Origin of the sequence: Phyllobacterium sp. (genome assembly GCF_037994405.1) — a bacterium.
In the GTDB taxonomy this organism is placed as follows: domain Bacteria; phylum Pseudomonadota; class Alphaproteobacteria; order Rhizobiales; family Rhizobiaceae; genus Phyllobacterium.
The window spans coordinates 12,944-28,291 of the sequence record NZ_JBBNAN010000065.1 but is presented as its reverse complement, the minus strand read 5'-3'; the positions used below and the strand labels follow the sequence as shown (position 1 = coordinate 28,291).

The window sequence follows — 15,348 nt, the reverse complement described above, 5'->3', positions numbered from 1 at the left end:
TTCCAGTCGACATTGGCGAAAGCTGGCTTTAATCCGGTGATGCTTGCGGCACCGAGCGCCGCCGACCCGGCCAGGAACTGGCGGCGTGTCGGTTTGATGAAGTTCATGCTCATTGTTTCCTCCTCGTTTGGTTCCTCTGAAGCAGCAACTCCCATTACCTGCCTCGTACGATTTAAAGTTTCAGTGCGAGATTCCTTGCATTGTTGATATGCACTGCTATCGCGTCCATTGCCGTCTGCGGATCGCGGGTTTCGATTGCCGTCAGCACTGCAAGATGCTCGCGCATGACCGGCACGACGCGGCCGGTGATACGGAACCGCTCTTGATTAATCAGGCGCATCTTGATCGCGTTGATGCGGTATGCCCTTGCGATGATCTCGTTCCCGAGGGAATCGATGATCGTTTCATGCAGGTTCCAGTCAATTGTCTGAGCCCGAAGCTCGAGCTCGGGCGTCTCTCTTCCCTGCAAGGCTTCCTGCAGCGTGTCTTCATGCTCCTTGCGCAGACTCGCCAGCAAGTCGTCGGATGCGGAGAGGCAAAAGAGTGCAATCGCCTCCTTTTCCATGAACAGGCGAAACTGGAACGCCTCGCGGATCAGGTTGAGATCGATATGCGCAATCTGGATGCCGCGCTGCGGAATGGTCTTGACCAGCCCTTCGGCCTCCAGACGCGGCACCAGTTCGCGAATGGCTCCGAGCGGCATCCCCGTCATCGCCACAAGCTGGCGCTGCGATACAAATTGCCCCGGATTGATATCACGGGCCAGAAGATGCTCCGTGAAGCTCGCATAGGCCTTCTCTCGCAGTCTTACCGGCTCGTTGCCATCGTCCATGCCGTCCTCCCGACGAATCCTGTAAATACTCCCTTTATTACGCAGCAGCCGCCACAAACAAGCGGTCGAAGATACTGGTCAGCCGTTTGAAGTCGGAATCCGACAAAGCTTGCAATGGTGCACGCGCCCGGCGCCAGCCCTCATCGCCCGAATGATGCGCCACCAGCGCCTTGACTGCTGGCGTGACGGGGAATTTCAGGAGCTCGTTGACCGCTTCGATCATTGCCGGATCCTCGCGCCCCTCATTGATCATTGGCAGCAGCCGGTACGGATAGAGATTCGCAATGCCCGAGATCGCGCCTTGTCCTCCAAGGCGCACGCCGGCAGCGAGATCGCGCTCGTCACCAATGAGGATCGCGAGATCCTTGTGCTTCGCGAGGAGTTTTTCGGTGTAGCTCCAGTTGCCCGACGAATCCTTGACGCCCGCGACTACACTCGGGAACGCCTCCCTCAACCGCGAGACCAAATCGACGGAGATTTCAACGGCCGTCACTGAAGGAATATTGTACAAAATGATGTCTCTCGCCGATGCACCGATTTCCTTGAAGACCGACGAGAACCAGACGAACAATCCATTATCGCTGACATTCTTGAAGTAGGACGGCGGCGCAAGAAGTACGCCACGGCACCCGGCAACGAGCGCCAAACGGGACTGCCCTGCGGCATCGACATAGGAATTCGCCATGACGCCGACGACGATCTGCGTGGACTGAATGCTCGCCTCGAGAAACGCGTTGAGAACAACCTCGCGTTCCGCGCTGCCAATCGAAGAGCCCTCGCCTGTCGTCCCGAACAGGGTCACGCTGCTGCAACCGCTATCCAGACAGTGTCGGGCATGGTTGACAGCTTTTGGAACATCGACGCGCATTTCGGCATCGAAAGGCGTGGTCAGCGCGGCGGAAAGTCCAAATCGATCAACCCCAGGCAATTTCTTCTCCCAACTTGTTTACGACTAAAGACATACTAACATGTTAGTTGAATGTCAATGTGTCTACACTGACTTTTCACAACTGGTCAATCGTCAGAGTTGCTGTTCAGCCAGGAAGACGGTGACTTCGGATTTTGTCGGCGCGCCGCGACGGCCGCCAAAGCGGGAACATTTGATTGCCGCGGCAGCGCTGGCGAAGCGCATGATCTGATATATTGGATAGCCTCGCGCGAGGCCCAGGGCGAATGCGCCATGAAAGACATCGCCGGCTGCAAGCGTGTCGACGACGTTCACCGGAAAGGCCGGCATGTGGCGCACTTCGCCTTCGAGTTCGTCGTACCAGAAGCACCCCCTGCCACCACCAGTCACGGCAATAAATGCACCATCACGCCCATAAAGCGCCGCAAGCGCTACAGTTGCCCTTTCCGGGTCGGTCTCGCCGGTCACCAGTTCCGCTGCCGGCTCAGAGGCGACGATATGCGAGGCGAGAGGCAGCAGCATTTCCAGTGTTTCGAGCGATGCCGTATCGGCGTCGAGAACACCATGAACATCGGCTGACCGTGCGGCCTTCAGCGCCTGTGCGGCGGCCAGTGGCCAGCGCACATCGGTCATCACCACGTCGAATGCTCCTTCTGCGATCGGCGGCATCACTTCAGGTGCCGACAGCAGAGCAGTATCATAGAACGGCACGATCATCCGTTCCCCGGCTGCGTCGACGAAAATGGATGAGAAGGCGGAACGGGCACCGTCGATGCGGCGGACATGGGAGCAGTCCACGCCTTCGGCCGTCAGGTCAGCAATAACCCGCCTCCCAATATCGTCTTGTCCGGTAGAGGCCCAAAGTGAGACATCACCACCGAGCCTGGCAATAGTTGCTGCGGCGCTCGACGCCATGCCGGCAGCGATCTCGACAGCTTCCAAAGGTATGAATTTCCCCGGTCCGGGTGGCAGCCGGTCCAGCCGGAAAATCGTATCCATGGTCAGCGCGCCGACACAGAGGAGTTTCGACTTTGTCGGATTGGGCATGGTTGAAACCTTCATTTACGGTCAATGGGGCAGCACACGAGATGTGCCCCAGTTAGCGGCCTGAGCCAATCCTTGGCAATAAGTGTATGCAGAGAATTGCAGCACGCCAATTGACATTGCGAAGCAAAACCAGAGAGAGTTGTGCTGACCTTCAAGTCGGGGGACGTGCAAAAATGATAGAAGCCGCCATAAAACCGGACGTTCATGCATTTTTCGACAAACGGACCAGCTCCGTCCAATATGTCGTGAGTGATCCAGGCACCAGACACTGCGCGATTATCGACGCCGTTCTCGACTTTGATGAAAAATCAGGGGCAACTGCGACTATCAACGCCGATAATATTCTGCACCATGTGGAAGCGAATGGATTGAAGGTCGAATGGATCCTGGAAACGCATCCGCACGCGGATCACTTTTCGGCGGCTGACTATTTGCAGTCTCGAACGGGAGCCCCGACTGCGATTGGTGCCCATGTCGTCAAGGTTCAGCAACTCTGGAAGGATCTTTACAACTGGCCGGATTTTGCTGCTAACGGCACCCAATGGTCCAGACTTTTCGAAGCCGGTGACCAGTTCAGCATTGGTGACCTCGATGTGAAAGTGATGTTTTCGCCCGGTCACACCCTGGCATCAATTACCTATGTAATCGGCGACGCCGCGTTCGTCCACGATACGATGTTCATGCCGGACAGCGGGACTGCACGCACCGATTTTCCTGGCGGAAGCGCCGAGCAGTTGTGGCGGTCGATCGAAGCCATCCTCGCCTTGCCGGACGAGACAAGACTCTTCGTCGGCCATGATTATCAGCCCGGCGGTCGAGAGCCCTTGTGGGAAAGTACAGTCGCCGACCAGAAATCCAGCAATATTCACGTCGCGCGTTGCAAGTCCGACGCGGAATTTATCGCTATGAGGCAAGCGCGGGACAGGACACTGCCGATGCCCAAACTCATTCTGGCCGCGCTTCAGATCAACATCAATGGCGGACGATTGCCCGCGGCCGAAGCCAATGGACAGCGTTATTTGAAGATACCATTGAATGCCCTGAGCACGCCCAAATGGGACTGATCTCTTCGAGAAAATGAACGGGCGGCTGCCAGCGTGGTGCCGGCAACCGCCGCCAATCATTTTTGGTCTCTGATCGTGGTCAGGCGACTTCGTGATTGGCAATACGCTCAAGCGCACGCACCAGACCAGAGTGATCGAGGCCACTATCGCCGTTGGCGGCGCAGCTGTTGAACAGTTCTTGCGTCGACGCCGTATTCGGCAGCGACACACCAAGCGTCCTGGCACTCTGCAATGCCAGATTGAGATCCTTCTGATGCAGCGAGATCCGGAAACCGGGCTCGAACGTCCGCTTGATCATGCGGTCGCCATGCAGCTCAAGAATGCGCGAGGACGCAAACCCGCCCATCAGGGCTTCACGGACACGAGCCGGGTTGGCGCCAGCTTTTGACGCAAGAACGAGCGCTTCCGATATGGCTTCGATTGTCAGCGCTACGATGATCTGGTTAGCAACCTTGGTTACCTGTCCATCGCCGCAATCGCCAACGAGGGTGATGTTCTTACCCATCAGCTTGAACAGCGGCAGGGCGCGGTCAAAGGCACTTTGCGTACCACCGGCCATGATGCTGAGCGTCGCATTCTTGGCACCAACTTCGCCGCCGGAGACGGGTGCATCAATATATTCGCTACCGGTCTCGCGAACTTTCTTGGCAAATTCCTTGGTCTCGATGGGCGAGATCGAGCTCATGTCGATGACGAGTTTTCCGGGCTTCAGCCCGAATACCACGCCATTTTCACCGAAGAGCACGTCTTTCACTTCGGGCGTGTCCGGCAGCATCAGGATGATGATGTCGGTCTTTTCGGCCAAGGCGTTCGGGCTTTCGACGATCTTCAGACCGTTGTCGATGAGTTCCTGCTTCGGTTCGATGAAGAATTTCGAGGTGTAGATGTCGTGCCCTGCATCCTGCAAATGACGCGCCATCGGCGTGCCCATGATACCCAGCCCAATGAAACCTATCTCCGCCATGTTCAGCTCCTGATCCTGATGATGTCCGCGTGCTTTTGGGTCGTCGAAGCTTCGTTCAACCAGCCAAGCCCACGTTGCGTTTCTGTCCTTGGTTTGTATTCACAGCCGATCCACCCCTCGTATCCGGCACGGTCCAACGCGCCGAACACGAATGGATAATTGATCTCGCCTGTGCCAGGCTCGTTCCGGCCCGGATTGTCGGCAAGCTGGATATGCGCGATGAGTTGCTTGTGCCGTTCATAGGTCGCGACGAGTTCGCCCCGCGTCCGCTGCTGGTGATAGAGGTCGTACTGAATGAAGAGATTATCGCTGCCGACCTCTTCGATGATCGAGGCCGCCTGTTCGACTGTATTCAGGTAGAAGCCGGGAATATCGTAGTTGTTGATCGGCTCGATCAGCAGGCGGATACCGCATTTACCCAGCTCCTGCGCCGCGAGCCGGAGATTGTGCACGAAGGTTGTGCGCAAAATATCGTCAGCCATGCCGTTCGGTGCAATTCCCGAAAGGCAATTGATCTGCATGCAGCCGAGAGCCGTTGCATAATCAATCGCGGTTGCAACCCCGCGACGGAACTCGTCGATGCGATCCGGCAGGACCGCAATGCCACGCTCGCCTGCCGCCCAATTGCCAGCGGGAAGGTTGTGAAGCACCTGAACGAGCTGATTCTCGGCCAATTCCCGCTTCAATTCCTCGACCTTATAATCGTATGGAAAGAGGTATTCGACCGCTTCAAATCCCGCCTCACTGGCAAGGGCGAAGCGTTCGAGAAACGGAACTTCGTTGAAGAGCATCGTCAAATTGGCGGCAAATCTGGGCATTCGTGTCTCCCGAAATCGTTTGAGTTTTAGTCGAGAAATGCGGCAACCGCGGTCGGCGCGTCTTCGTTGCGTTCGGCAAGGTCTTCGAATTCGACGACCGCATTGATATCCGCTCCCATCGCGATATTGGTGACGCGCTCCAGGATGAATTCGATCACGACCGGCACCTGGTGTTCGTCCATCAAGGCCTGCGCTTGGGCAAATGCATCGGCGAACTGGTTCGGGCTGCGAACACGGATGGCCTTGCACCCAAGACCTTCAGCGACAGCAACGTGATCGACGCCATAGCCCTTCTCTGCATCGCCGGAGGCATTGATATTGTCGAAGGCAAGGCTGACCTCGAAATCCATATCGAAACCGCGCTGCGCCTGCCTGATCAGGCCGAGGTATGAATTGTTCACAACGACATGCAGATACGGCAGCTTGTGCTGTGCACCAACAGCAAGTTCCTCGATCATGAATTGGAAGTCATAGTCTCCTGAGAGCGCTACAATGGGCCGGTTCGGATCGGCGGCGCGGACCCCAAGTGCTGCAGGCAGCGTCCAGCCAAGAGGTCCGGCCTGGCCGCAATTGATCCAGTTGCGTGGCTTGTAGACATGCAGAAACTGCGCGCCGGCGATCTGGCTGAGCCCAATGGTCGTCACGTAGCAGGTCTCACGGCCGAATACCTTGTTCATCTCCTCATAGACGCGCTGCGGCTTCAACGGTGTCTGGTCGAAATGGGTCTTGCGCAACATCGTCCGCTTACGCTCGCGGCATTCTTCGGCCCAGTTGGACCAATCGCGCAGCTTGCCAGCGGTTTTCCACTCGGTCGCAACGTCCAGGAAGAGTTTCAAGGCCTTGCCTGCATCGGATATGATGCCGAAATCAGGCGAGAACACCCGGCCGATCTGGGTGGGCTCGATATCCACATGAACGAATTTTCTTCCCTCCGTGTAAGTCGCAACATTGCCGGTGTGGCGGTTGGCCCAGCGATTGCCGATCCCGAGGACAAAGTCGGATGCAAGCATGGTAGCATTGCCGTAGCGATGCGATGTCTGCAGGCCGCACATTCCAGCCATCAGGCGATGATCGTCCGGGATCGTGCCCCAGCCCATCAGCGTTGGGATAACCGGAACGCCGGTGATTTCAGCAAATTCGACCAGAAGATCGGAGGCGTCTGCATTGATAATGCCGCCGCCGGCAACGATCAGCGGCCGCTTGGCCTCATTCAGCATGGCCAGCGCCTTCTCCACCTGTGCCCTCGTGGCGGCAGGCTTGTAGGCTTCCAGTGGCTCATAGGTATCGGGATCAAACTCGATTTCCGCCAATTGGACGTCAAGCGGCAGGTCGATCAGCACCGGGCCCGGACGGCCCGAGCGCATGATGTGAAAGGCCTTCTGGAAAACATAGGGAACGAGGCCAGGTTCCATCACCGTCACTGCCCATTTGGTCACGGGCTTGGCAATTGATGCAATATCGACGGCCTGGAAATCTTCCTTGTCGAGGCGGGCACGCGGCGCCTGCCCTGTGATGCACAGGATCGGAATGGAGTCCGCCGATGCAGAATAGAGACCGGTGATCATATCTGTGCCGGCCGGACCCGAAGTCCCGATACACACGCCGATATTGCCATGGTTGGCGCGGGTAAAGCCCTCAGCCATATGGGAAGCGCCCTCGACATGACGCGCAAGGATATGGCGAACCGAGCCACGGGCTTTCAGCGCTGAATAAAACGGATTGATGGCAGCACCCGGTACACCAAAGGCGCAATCAATTCCCTCTTTCTCAAGGATACGAACTGCAGCATCGACGGCACGCATTTTGGTCATGATCATTCCTCCAGATTTGATGAGAGCATAATCCATTCTGACATCTAATCAATCTATTTTTGGAATTCATTTCCATTATACGGAAATAAAGATTTTCAACAAAACTGGTAAAATGGATCCATCGCAGCTATGCCAAAGAGAAATAAATGAAAAAGGACACTGGGGTACCCATGGCTTCGCAATCGGCATCATCAAAAGGCAAACGGGGTCGCAAAGCCGGCGAGAATTCGGCACCCTCCTCAGTCCAGGTTCTGGATCGCAGCCTCAGTCTTCTCAGCATCATTGCGGACAATGACGGTTCGACGCTGACCGATCTCGCTGACGTGAGCGGCATGGCACCTTCCACGGTTCACCGCCTGCTCACGTCGCTCGCCAATCATGGAATGCTGACCCATGATCCAGAATCGGGTGACTGGACAATCGGCGTGCGCGCATTCGAAATCGGCAATGCCTTTCTTCGCTATCGCAAACTTGGGACGATCAGCCGCCCATTCCTCAAGCGATTGATGGACGAATGCGGCGAGACGGCAAATGTCGCTATCGAGGATGAAGGTGATGTCGTCTTCATTTCGCAGGTCGAAAGCCATGCGCCGATGCGCGCCTTCTTTCGCCCTGGCCGACGCGGACCAATCCACGCTTCGGGGATCGGCAAGGCAATCCTTTCGACGTGGTCGGATACCGAAATAGGGCAGATGCTTAGCGGCAAGACCCTGCCCCATTTTACCGAGCACACGCTGGATACGCTGCCTGCCCTGCTTAAGGATATTCAACTGATCCGCGCACGCGGCTGGTCGGTCGACGATGAGGAACACACGCTTGGCATGCGCTGTATCGCAGCGCCGCTCTTCAACGAACATGGTGAAGCGATTGCCGGAATTTCGATTTCCGGTCCAGCCGTCCGTTTGCCAAAGGATAAGCTCAACGTGCTTGGTCCGGTTATCCGCCGGACTGCCGACGAGCTCACCACCGCTATGGGCGGGAGAAGGCCGGACGAGCTTTAGATTGAAAGTAAGAGGGGAGCATTTCGCCCCCCTTTGTGACGTATCAGGCGGTCTGCAATTCCGGTATGGACCGTGCGGGGACATTCGCCGAGGCCGGCTTATCAAGCCCGCGCTTCATCGGTTTGCCAGCGACATAGACTTCGGCCACCGACCTGTCATCACCCATCGTTTGCAGGATGAAGAGTTCCTCTGCCAGCGTCGTTGCGGTGCGCATGCGCAATTCCATCGCCGGTTTGGCGTGGCTGTCGAGGATGGTGATATCAGCATCCGCTCCTGGCTGCAGCGAGCCGATGCGATCTTCGAGGCCGAGCGCGCGGGCATTGCCAAGCGTCATCATGTAGTAGGACGCAAATGGCGAAAGCCGCTGTCTCTGCACATGCAGAACCTTGTAAGCCTCGCTCATGGTTTCCAGCATGGAGAAACTTGTCCCACCGCCAACATCGGTTGCAACCGAAGTGCGCGCGCCGAGATTGCGGAAGCGGTCGCGATCGAAGAGCCCGCTGCCGAGGAACAGATTGGACGTCGGACAGAACACGGCAACCGACCCGGTCTCGGCCAGGACCGAGATTTCGCGGTCCGACAGGAAGATACAGTGACCGAGCAGCGTCTTTAATCCCAGCAGATCGTAGTTGGCGTAAATGTCCGTATAATCCCTCGCTGACGGATAGAGCGACGTCGCAAAGGCAATCTCGTCCTTGTTTTCGGAAAGATGTGTCTGCACGTAGCATTTCGGATGTTCGCGCACCAACGCCCGGCTCATTTCCATCTGTTCCGGTGTGGAGGTGATCGCAAAGCGCGGGCTGATCGCATAATACGCACGGCCACGGCCATGCCATTTTGCGATTAGAGCCTTGGTGTCGTCATAACCGGATTGCGGCGTGTCGCGCAGCGCGTCGGGTGCGTTTCGATCCATCATCACCTTGCCGCCGATCATTAGCATGTTGCGCTTTGCGGCGGCCGTGAAATAGGCATCGACGCTTTCAGGGTGAACCGAGCAGTAGGCGACGGCCGATGTCGTGCCATTGCGGAGCAATTCATCCATGAACCGCCCGGCAATAAAATCAGCGTGCGCCGTAGACGAGAATTTCTGCTCTTCAACAAAGATGTAGGTGTTCAGCCATTCGAGCAACTGTGCGCCATAGGAGGCGATCGCCTGCGTCTGCGGGAAATGCAGGTGGGTGTCGATGAACCCGGGAAGGATTAAATGCGGGCGGTGGTCCACAACTTCGGCCTGCGGGCCAGCAACCGAAGCAAGCGCTGCATATTCACCGGCTTCGGCGATTTTGCCATTCTCGATCAGGACGGCACCCTCCTCGAAATAGCTGTAGGCAGAGTGATCGTCGATGCTTTTTGGCTCATCGACGAAGGTCAGCACCCGGCCACGTAAAAGCAGTTTACTCATTGGATTGTTCCTCCCTGAACTGTGGTCTCGTACCAGCTGGCGAGGAGGCGCCGCTCCTCGTCGGTGATGCCGCTCACATTGGCGGGTGGCATTGCGTGCGAGCGCCCCGCCTGCAGATAAATCTCGCGGGCATGCGCCGCGATCTGACTGCCGGTTTCGAGGACGACACCTTTCGGCGGCGCGATAATGCCCTCCCAGCCCGGCTCCTTGGCGTGGCACATCGAACAGCGCCCGAGGATCGTGTCCTTCACTTTGGGAAAGGCTTCGGCCGCAATGAAGGGTTGCTGGGCCGCAGAAACCTTCTCCTCACTCCCTTCGCCCGACAGGATCTTTGGGACGGTCGAAAGCCACATGATGACGATGAAAAGGATCACCGTTACCAGCCAGGTCCAGGTCGGCTCGCCCTTGCGGGCATGACGGGTGTTGAACCAATGGCGGATCGTGACGCCCATGAGGAAGACGAGCGAGGCGATAATCCAGTTGTACTTTGTGCCGAACGCCAGCGGATAATGGTTCGACAGCATCAAGAACAGCACTGGCAACGTCAGGTAATTGTTGTGGGTCGAACGCTGCTTGGCCTGTTTGCCGAGTGCGGGATCCGGAACCTTGCCTGCGATGAGATCTGCAACAACCTTCTTCTGGTTGGGAATAATAATCATGAACACGTTGGCGGACATGATGGTCGCAGTGAATGCGCCCAGATGCAGGAATGCAGCGCGCCCGGTAAAGAGCTGGGTGTAGCCCCATGCCATGCCGACCAGCACGAAATAGAGCAGCACCATCAGGCGCGTGTCGTTCTTGCCGAGCGGAGACTTGCAGATCGTGTCGTAGACGATCCAGCCGCCGAAGATCGAAGCGAGCGAGATCGCGATAGCCACGGGCCGCGACACGTCCAGTACATGCGGATCGATCAGATAGAGGTCAGCGCCCGCATAATAAACGATGCAAAGCATGGCGAAGCCGGACAACCAGGTCGCATAGGATTCCCATTTGAACCAGGTCAGGTGCTCGGGCATCTGCTCGGGCGCCACGAGATATTTCTGGATGTGATAGAAGCCGCCGCCGTGAACCTGCCACTCCTCGCCATACGCTCCGGCAGGAAGGCCTGGACGTTGACGCAGACCGAGATCGAGCGCGACGAAATAGAAGGACGAGCCGATCCAGGCAATACCTGTAATGACATGCAACCAGCGGACGGCGAAGTTCATCCAGTCCCAGGCAATGGCAAATTCGTACATGCGGCTCTCCCTTTTATCGCAGGGAGTATGTGCCAAAGCCTATGCTCATGTGAAACACCCTAATGTACCCATCTCTTTCAAAAAAATCTTTAAAATGCTAGATCATCAGACAGTGTAAGCGGGTAAGCGAAAACCATGTCCTACCTTGATAATCTTCGTGTTTTCGTTCGCGTCGTCGAACTTGGAAACCTCTCTGCGGCCGGGCGCGATCAGCGCGCTTCTCCGGCTGTTGCCAGCAATCGCATCAAGGAACTGGAGCGCCACCTCGGCGTGCGGCTTTTCAATCGCACGACTCGCAAGCTGACGCCGACCGAACATGGCCGGGTATTCTACGAGGGCGCGGTGAAGATCATCGAAGCCATCAATGAGGCCGAGGCTGCGATTGCCGATTTGTCGAAGAAGCCCAAAGGCGCGATCCGCATCACTGCTCCGCTCGGGATCGGCCGGCGCCTGATCGCTTCCGGCATCCCGGAATTCCATGACAAATATCCGGACATCGAGGTGCGGCTAAGGCTGTCGGACCACAACATCGATATCATGAGCGAGGGTGTCGACGTTGCCTTCAAGCTGGGCATCCTTGAAGATTCCAACTTGCGCATGCGCGGCATCATGAATTGCGAGCGGGTGATCTGTGCTTCCCCGAATTATCTCGAAAGACGGGGGACGCCAGCCACGCCCGACGAGCTGATATCCGCCCACCATGATTGCCTGCTGTTGCGCTATCCGGGTTCCAAGGAATATTTCTGGACGCTGCAGATGCCCGAAGGGACACGTAAGCTTGAAGTCAGTGGACCTTACGATTCCGATGATGGTGATGTGTTGACGCAATGGGCGATAGAAGGTCGCGGCATCATCAACAAGCCTCTCTTCGAGGTCAAAAGCTATTTGAATGAGGGGACGCTGCAGGCGATCCTCACGGATACCCCGCCAGCCAGTATACAGCTTGCGGCGATCTATCCGCACAAGCGGTTTCAGGATCCGAAGGTGCGCCTGATGATCGATTTCATGACGGAACGCTGTCAGCGCCTGGTCAGCGCAATGCTGGAATAATCAACGTCAGGCGGAAACGCGGCTGCGTTCCTTGGGGGCGGAAGCTGGCTTGCGTCGATAATTCAATGCCGAGGTCATGATTTCAGCAGCCGCCAGCGCCGCGATAACGGTTGGGCGCTTGTCCTTGACAGCAGTTCCACCAACGGGACAGACGAGCCTGTCGAAAATCTCCGGACGGCCGACCTCGCGCGTCAGCCAGTTGCGAAACGTTGCCCGTTTCGTCTTCGAGCCAATCATGCCGACATAGGACGCGTCATCCCTCGCCAAGGCTTCGGCGGTAATCAGGAAATCAAGCGCGTGATCATGGGTCAGGACCACGAAGGCACTTCCCTGCGGTGCATCGCGGACGACGGCTTCCGGCACGGCGGTAAGGCAGGTTTCGATGCCGGGAACCTGCGTGGCGGAAAGTTCTTCTTCACGCGTGTCGACCAATATGATGCGCAGCGGCGCCAGTGACAGTGCCATGGCCAGAGCATCGCCGACGTGCCCGGCACCGAAAACATAGACATGCGGACGCTGAGCGATTTCCAGATCGACCTTCTCAATCAATGTCATGGCTACACCTCGATCAACCCGCTTGAACCCGAGCGCGACCCGGCCGCCACAGCATTGGCCGATTTCCGGGCCGAGCGGGATTGTCATTTCTTGTGCATCGGTACCATTGTTGAGTGCCCGCCGTGCATGATCGATGGCCATGTATTCGAGCTGTCCGCCGCCGATCGTACCGAAAATGCGATCCGCGGCCACCAGCATCCAGGCCCCGGCCTCGCGCGGCGTGGACCCGTCAGCCGCCTTCACCTCGACGAGAACGACATCTTTCCGTCGATTGAGGAAATCCCTGATATCGTCGCGGTTCGTCGGCATGGGCACTCACTCCCCCGTCGCTGCTCTCAAACGCTCGATGGCCATCAACACGCGCTCCGGTGTCGCGGGTGCATCCAGACGCGGCGAGATGCGATAGTCGGCAACGCTGGCAACCGCCATGGAGATCGCTTCCAGCACGGAAATCGCCAGCATGAAGGGCGGCTCGCCGACCGCCTTGGAGCGGCGGATCGTTTCCTCGCGGTTGATCGACCAGCTGGCAAGGTTCACGTTGAACTGGCGCGGCCGGTCCGATGCAAGCGGGATCTTGTAGGTCGACGGCGCATGCGTGCGCAGCCGGCCCTTGGCATCCCACCATAGTTCTTCCGTCGTTAGCCAGCCCATGCCCTGCACAAAAGCCCCTTCGACCTGACCAAGATCGAGCGCCGGGTTCAGCGACTTGCCGACGTCGTGCAGGACATCGGTGCGGTCGACCTGGTATTCGCCGGTCAGCGTATCGATGCTGACTTCCGACACGGAAGCGCCGTAGGCAAAGTAATAGAACGGACGGCCCCGGCCTTCTGCCCGGCTCCAATGGATCTTCGGCGTCTTGTAGAAACCTGCTGCCGAGAGCTGCACGCGGGCGCCGTAGGCGGATTTGATGAATTCCGGGAACGGAATGCGTTTGTCGCCAACTCGCACCGTGTTCGGTTCGAAAAACACCTGCTCCGCACTGACGCCGTATTGCTCGACCGCAAACTGGACCAGACGTGCCTTGATCTGCTGAGCCGCATTGGCTGCGGCCATGCCGTTGAGATCGGAGCCGGAAGACGCGGCGGTGGCAGAGGTATTGGGTACCTTTGCGGTCGTCGTTGCCGTCACCTTGATGCGGTCGAGATCGACCTGGAATTCATCGGCAACGACCTGCGCAACCTTGGTGTAGAGGCCCTGCCCCATCTCGGTACCACCGTGATTGAGATGGATGGAACCGTCGGTATAGACATGGACCAGCGCGCCCGCCTGGTTGTATTCGGTCTTGGTGAAGGAGATGCCAAATTTAACCGGCGTCAGCGCTATACCTCGCTTGATAATCCGGCTATGGCGATTGAAGTTGATAATCGCCTCGCGCCGCGCCGCGTATTCAGATGACTCTTCAAGCTCCGTAGTGATTTGCGGGATGATATTATCTTCGACTGTCTGATGATACGGCGTAAGATTGCGGCCTTCGCCGCCATAGAAATTGGCCTTGCGGATTTCAAGCGGATCCTTGCCAAGCGCATAGGCGATCTCCTCGATCATACGCTCGCCGCCGACCATACCTTGCGGGCCGCCGAAACCGCGAAACGCGGTGTTTGAAACAGTGTTGGTCTTTAACGGTCGTGAACGCAGCCTGACGTTCGGATAGAAATAACAATTGTCAGCATGGAAAAGCGCACGGTCCGTCACGGGACCTGAGAGGTCGGCGGAAAAACCGCAGCGTGCCGAGAACGTTGCGTCGACAGCTTCAATACGTCCCTGATCGTCAAAGCCAAGTTCATACGCCACGTGGAAATCGTGGCGCTTGCCCGTCGCAACCATGTCGTCGTCGCGATCGGGGCGGATCTTCACAGCCCGCCGGTATTTCTTTGCAGCGATTGCCGCCACAGCAGCGAAGAGATTGGCCTGCGTTTCCTTGCCACCGAAACCACCACCCATACGCCGCACATTGACTGTCACGGCATTGGAGGCGACGCCGAGAACGTGGCCAACCATATGCTGCGTTTCGCTCGGGTGCTGGGTGGACGAATAAACCGTGACCTCATCATCCTCGCCGGGGATGGCAAAGGCGATGTGACCCTCCAGATAGAAATGATCCTGTCCGCCGATGCGCATTTCGCCGCTCAGACGGTTTTTTGCACTGGCGAGACCCGCAGTAATGTCACCGCGTTCAAGTTTCAGTGGATCGATAACCAGCGGATACTTGGCCTTTTCCGCTTCCAGCACATCGGTGACGTGGTCGAGATCGCGATATTCGATTTTGACTTTTGAAGCCGCCTGGCGGGCGATCTGCCGCGTCTCTGCAATCACTGCAAAGATCGGCTGGCCGTGGAACTCGACCTTGCGCACCGCGAAGACCGGGTCATCATGCTTGCCGGCCGGACTGACGTCGTTGTGGCCAGGAATATCATCGACCGTGAGGATGCCGATAACACCGGCACAGGCCCTGACCGCGTCAAAGTCGACGGACACGATTTCCGCGTGCGCACGCTGCGACAAACCAAGATAGGCATGCAGTGTATCGGATGGCTCGGGCATGTCATCGATATATTCGGCGGAGCCGGAGACATGTTTATGGCCGGATTCATGCGGCTGCTTTTCGTGAACACCGCCGCGAATGCGGCCAATCGGCTGAATTGAGTTCATTGCGCGCTCC

General features: G+C 57.4%; 14 protein-coding genes. 3 read left to right on the top strand and 11 right to left on the bottom strand.

What is annotated here, in order from left to right; all coding sequences use genetic code 11:
- The 4 genes from AAAC48_RS04065 to AAAC48_RS04050 all read right to left on the bottom strand — a co-directional run.
- Nucleotides 1–113: twin-arginine translocation signal domain-containing protein (locus AAAC48_RS04065; protein WP_340652943.1), on the bottom strand; the 113-nt coding region annotated here is incomplete at its 3' end.
- A gap of 59 nt (nt 114–172) precedes the next feature.
- Nucleotides 173–832 carry a GntR family transcriptional regulator gene (locus AAAC48_RS04060; RefSeq protein ID WP_340652941.1) on the bottom strand — a complete coding sequence of 220 codons (660 nt, stop codon included), beginning with the start codon at nt 830–832 and terminating at the stop codon, nt 173–175.
- 37 nt (nt 833–869) lie between these two features.
- Nucleotides 870–1,760, bottom strand: a complete 891-nt coding sequence (locus AAAC48_RS04055) for a dihydrodipicolinate synthase family protein (protein ID WP_340652940.1) — start codon at nt 1,758–1,760, stop codon at nt 870–872.
- Nucleotides 1,761–1,853: 93 nt separating this feature from the next.
- The gene (locus tag AAAC48_RS04050) at nt 1,854–2,786 is read right to left on the bottom strand and encodes a sugar kinase (RefSeq protein WP_340652939.1); all 933 of its coding nucleotides are present in this window, start codon (nt 2,784–2,786) and stop codon (nt 1,854–1,856) included.
- 173 nt (nt 2,787–2,959) lie between these two features.
- On the opposite strand from AAAC48_RS04050, the gene AAAC48_RS04045 reads away from it, so the two are divergent.
- Nucleotides 2,960–3,850 carry an MBL fold metallo-hydrolase gene (locus AAAC48_RS04045; protein ID WP_340652938.1) on the top strand — a complete coding sequence of 297 codons (891 nt, stop codon included), beginning with the start codon at nt 2,960–2,962 and terminating at the stop codon, nt 3,848–3,850.
- Between the two features lie 79 nt (nt 3,851–3,929).
- Here the strand turns inward: AAAC48_RS04045 and AAAC48_RS04040 are convergent, their stop codons facing one another.
- The 3 genes from AAAC48_RS04040 to gcl are packed head-to-tail and all read right to left on the bottom strand — an operon-like array spanning nt 3,930 to nt 7,443.
- Complete coding sequence (locus AAAC48_RS04040; RefSeq protein ID WP_340652937.1) at nt 3,930–4,814, bottom strand: 2-hydroxy-3-oxopropionate reductase; 885 nt, start codon at nt 4,812–4,814, stop codon at nt 3,930–3,932.
- Nucleotides 4,815–4,816: 2 nt separating this feature from the next.
- Complete coding sequence (gene hyi / locus AAAC48_RS04035) at nt 4,817–5,632, bottom strand: hydroxypyruvate isomerase (RefSeq protein WP_340652936.1); 816 nt, start codon at nt 5,630–5,632, stop codon at nt 4,817–4,819.
- A gap of 26 nt (nt 5,633–5,658) precedes the next feature.
- Nucleotides 5,659–7,443, bottom strand: a complete 1,785-nt coding sequence (gcl, locus tag AAAC48_RS04030; RefSeq protein WP_340652935.1) for a glyoxylate carboligase — start codon at nt 7,441–7,443, stop codon at nt 5,659–5,661.
- Between the two features lie 146 nt (nt 7,444–7,589).
- On the opposite strand from gcl, the gene AAAC48_RS04025 reads away from it, so the two are divergent.
- A complete protein-coding gene (locus tag AAAC48_RS04025) occupies nt 7,590–8,444 on the top strand; it encodes an IclR family transcriptional regulator (RefSeq protein WP_340652934.1) in 855 nt (284 codons plus the stop codon).
- 43 nt (nt 8,445–8,487) lie between these two features.
- Here the strand turns inward: AAAC48_RS04025 and guaD are convergent, their stop codons facing one another.
- Together guaD and AAAC48_RS04015 are read right to left on the bottom strand one after the other, a co-directional pair.
- Entirely contained in the window at nt 8,488–9,846 is a 1,359-nt protein-coding gene (guaD, locus tag AAAC48_RS04020) for a guanine deaminase (RefSeq protein ID WP_340652933.1), read from the bottom strand.
- Nucleotides 9,843–11,084 (bottom strand): urate hydroxylase PuuD, encoded by a 1,242-nt coding sequence (locus tag AAAC48_RS04015; RefSeq protein WP_340652932.1) that lies wholly within the window; start codon nt 11,082–11,084, stop codon nt 9,843–9,845. The genes guaD and AAAC48_RS04015 overlap by 4 nt, the downstream gene beginning before the upstream one ends.
- Nucleotides 11,085–11,219: 135 nt before the next feature.
- On the opposite strand from AAAC48_RS04015, the gene AAAC48_RS04010 reads away from it, so the two are divergent.
- Nucleotides 11,220–12,134: a LysR family transcriptional regulator gene (locus AAAC48_RS04010; protein ID WP_340652931.1), complete on the top strand. Its 915-nt coding sequence runs from the start codon at nt 11,220–11,222 to the stop codon at nt 12,132–12,134.
- Nucleotides 12,135–12,140: 6 nt separating this feature from the next.
- Here the strand turns inward: AAAC48_RS04010 and xdhC are convergent, their stop codons facing one another.
- Both xdhC and xdhB read right to left on the bottom strand, forming a co-directional pair.
- Complete coding sequence (gene xdhC / locus AAAC48_RS04005; RefSeq protein ID WP_340652930.1) at nt 12,141–12,998, bottom strand: xanthine dehydrogenase accessory protein XdhC; 858 nt, start codon at nt 12,996–12,998, stop codon at nt 12,141–12,143.
- 6 nt (nt 12,999–13,004) lie between these two features.
- Nucleotides 13,005–15,338 (bottom strand): xanthine dehydrogenase molybdopterin binding subunit, encoded by a 2,334-nt coding sequence (gene xdhB / locus AAAC48_RS04000; RefSeq protein WP_340652929.1) that lies wholly within the window; start codon nt 15,336–15,338, stop codon nt 13,005–13,007.
- Nucleotides 15,339–15,348: the final 10 nt, after the last annotated feature.

Bases quoted from the DNA above. Each gene is read 5' to 3' on its own strand.
- AAAC48_RS04060 (WP_340652941.1), bottom strand. From the start codon at position 832: ATGGACGATGGCAACGAGCCGGTAAGACTGCGAGAGAAGGCCTATGCG.
- AAAC48_RS04050 (WP_340652939.1), bottom strand. From the start codon at position 2,786: ATGCCCAATCCGACAAAGTCGAAACTCCTCTGTGTCGGCGCGCTGACC.
- AAAC48_RS04045 (WP_340652938.1), top strand. From the start codon at position 2,960: ATGATAGAAGCCGCCATAAAACCGGACGTTCATGCATTTTTCGACAAA.
- AAAC48_RS04040 (WP_340652937.1), bottom strand. From the start codon at position 4,814: ATGGCGGAGATAGGTTTCATTGGGCTGGGTATCATGGGCACGCCGATG.
- hyi (WP_340652936.1), bottom strand. From the start codon at position 5,632: ATGCCCAGATTTGCCGCCAATTTGACGATGCTCTTCAACGAAGTTCCG.
- gcl (WP_340652935.1), bottom strand. From the start codon at position 7,443: ATGACCAAAATGCGTGCCGTCGATGCTGCAGTTCGTATCCTTGAGAAA.
- AAAC48_RS04025 (WP_340652934.1), top strand. From the start codon at position 7,590: ATGAAAAAGGACACTGGGGTACCCATGGCTTCGCAATCGGCATCATCA.
- guaD (WP_340652933.1), bottom strand. From the start codon at position 9,846: ATGAGTAAACTGCTTTTACGTGGCCGGGTGCTGACCTTCGTCGATGAG.
- AAAC48_RS04015 (WP_340652932.1), bottom strand. From the start codon at position 11,084: ATGTACGAATTTGCCATTGCCTGGGACTGGATGAACTTCGCCGTCCGC.
- AAAC48_RS04010 (WP_340652931.1), top strand. From the start codon at position 11,220: ATGTCCTACCTTGATAATCTTCGTGTTTTCGTTCGCGTCGTCGAACTT.
- xdhC (WP_340652930.1), bottom strand. From the start codon at position 12,998: ATGCCGACGAACCGCGACGATATCAGGGATTTCCTCAATCGACGGAAA.
- xdhB (WP_340652929.1), bottom strand. From the start codon at position 15,338: ATGAACTCAATTCAGCCGATTGGCCGCATTCGCGGCGGTGTTCACGAA.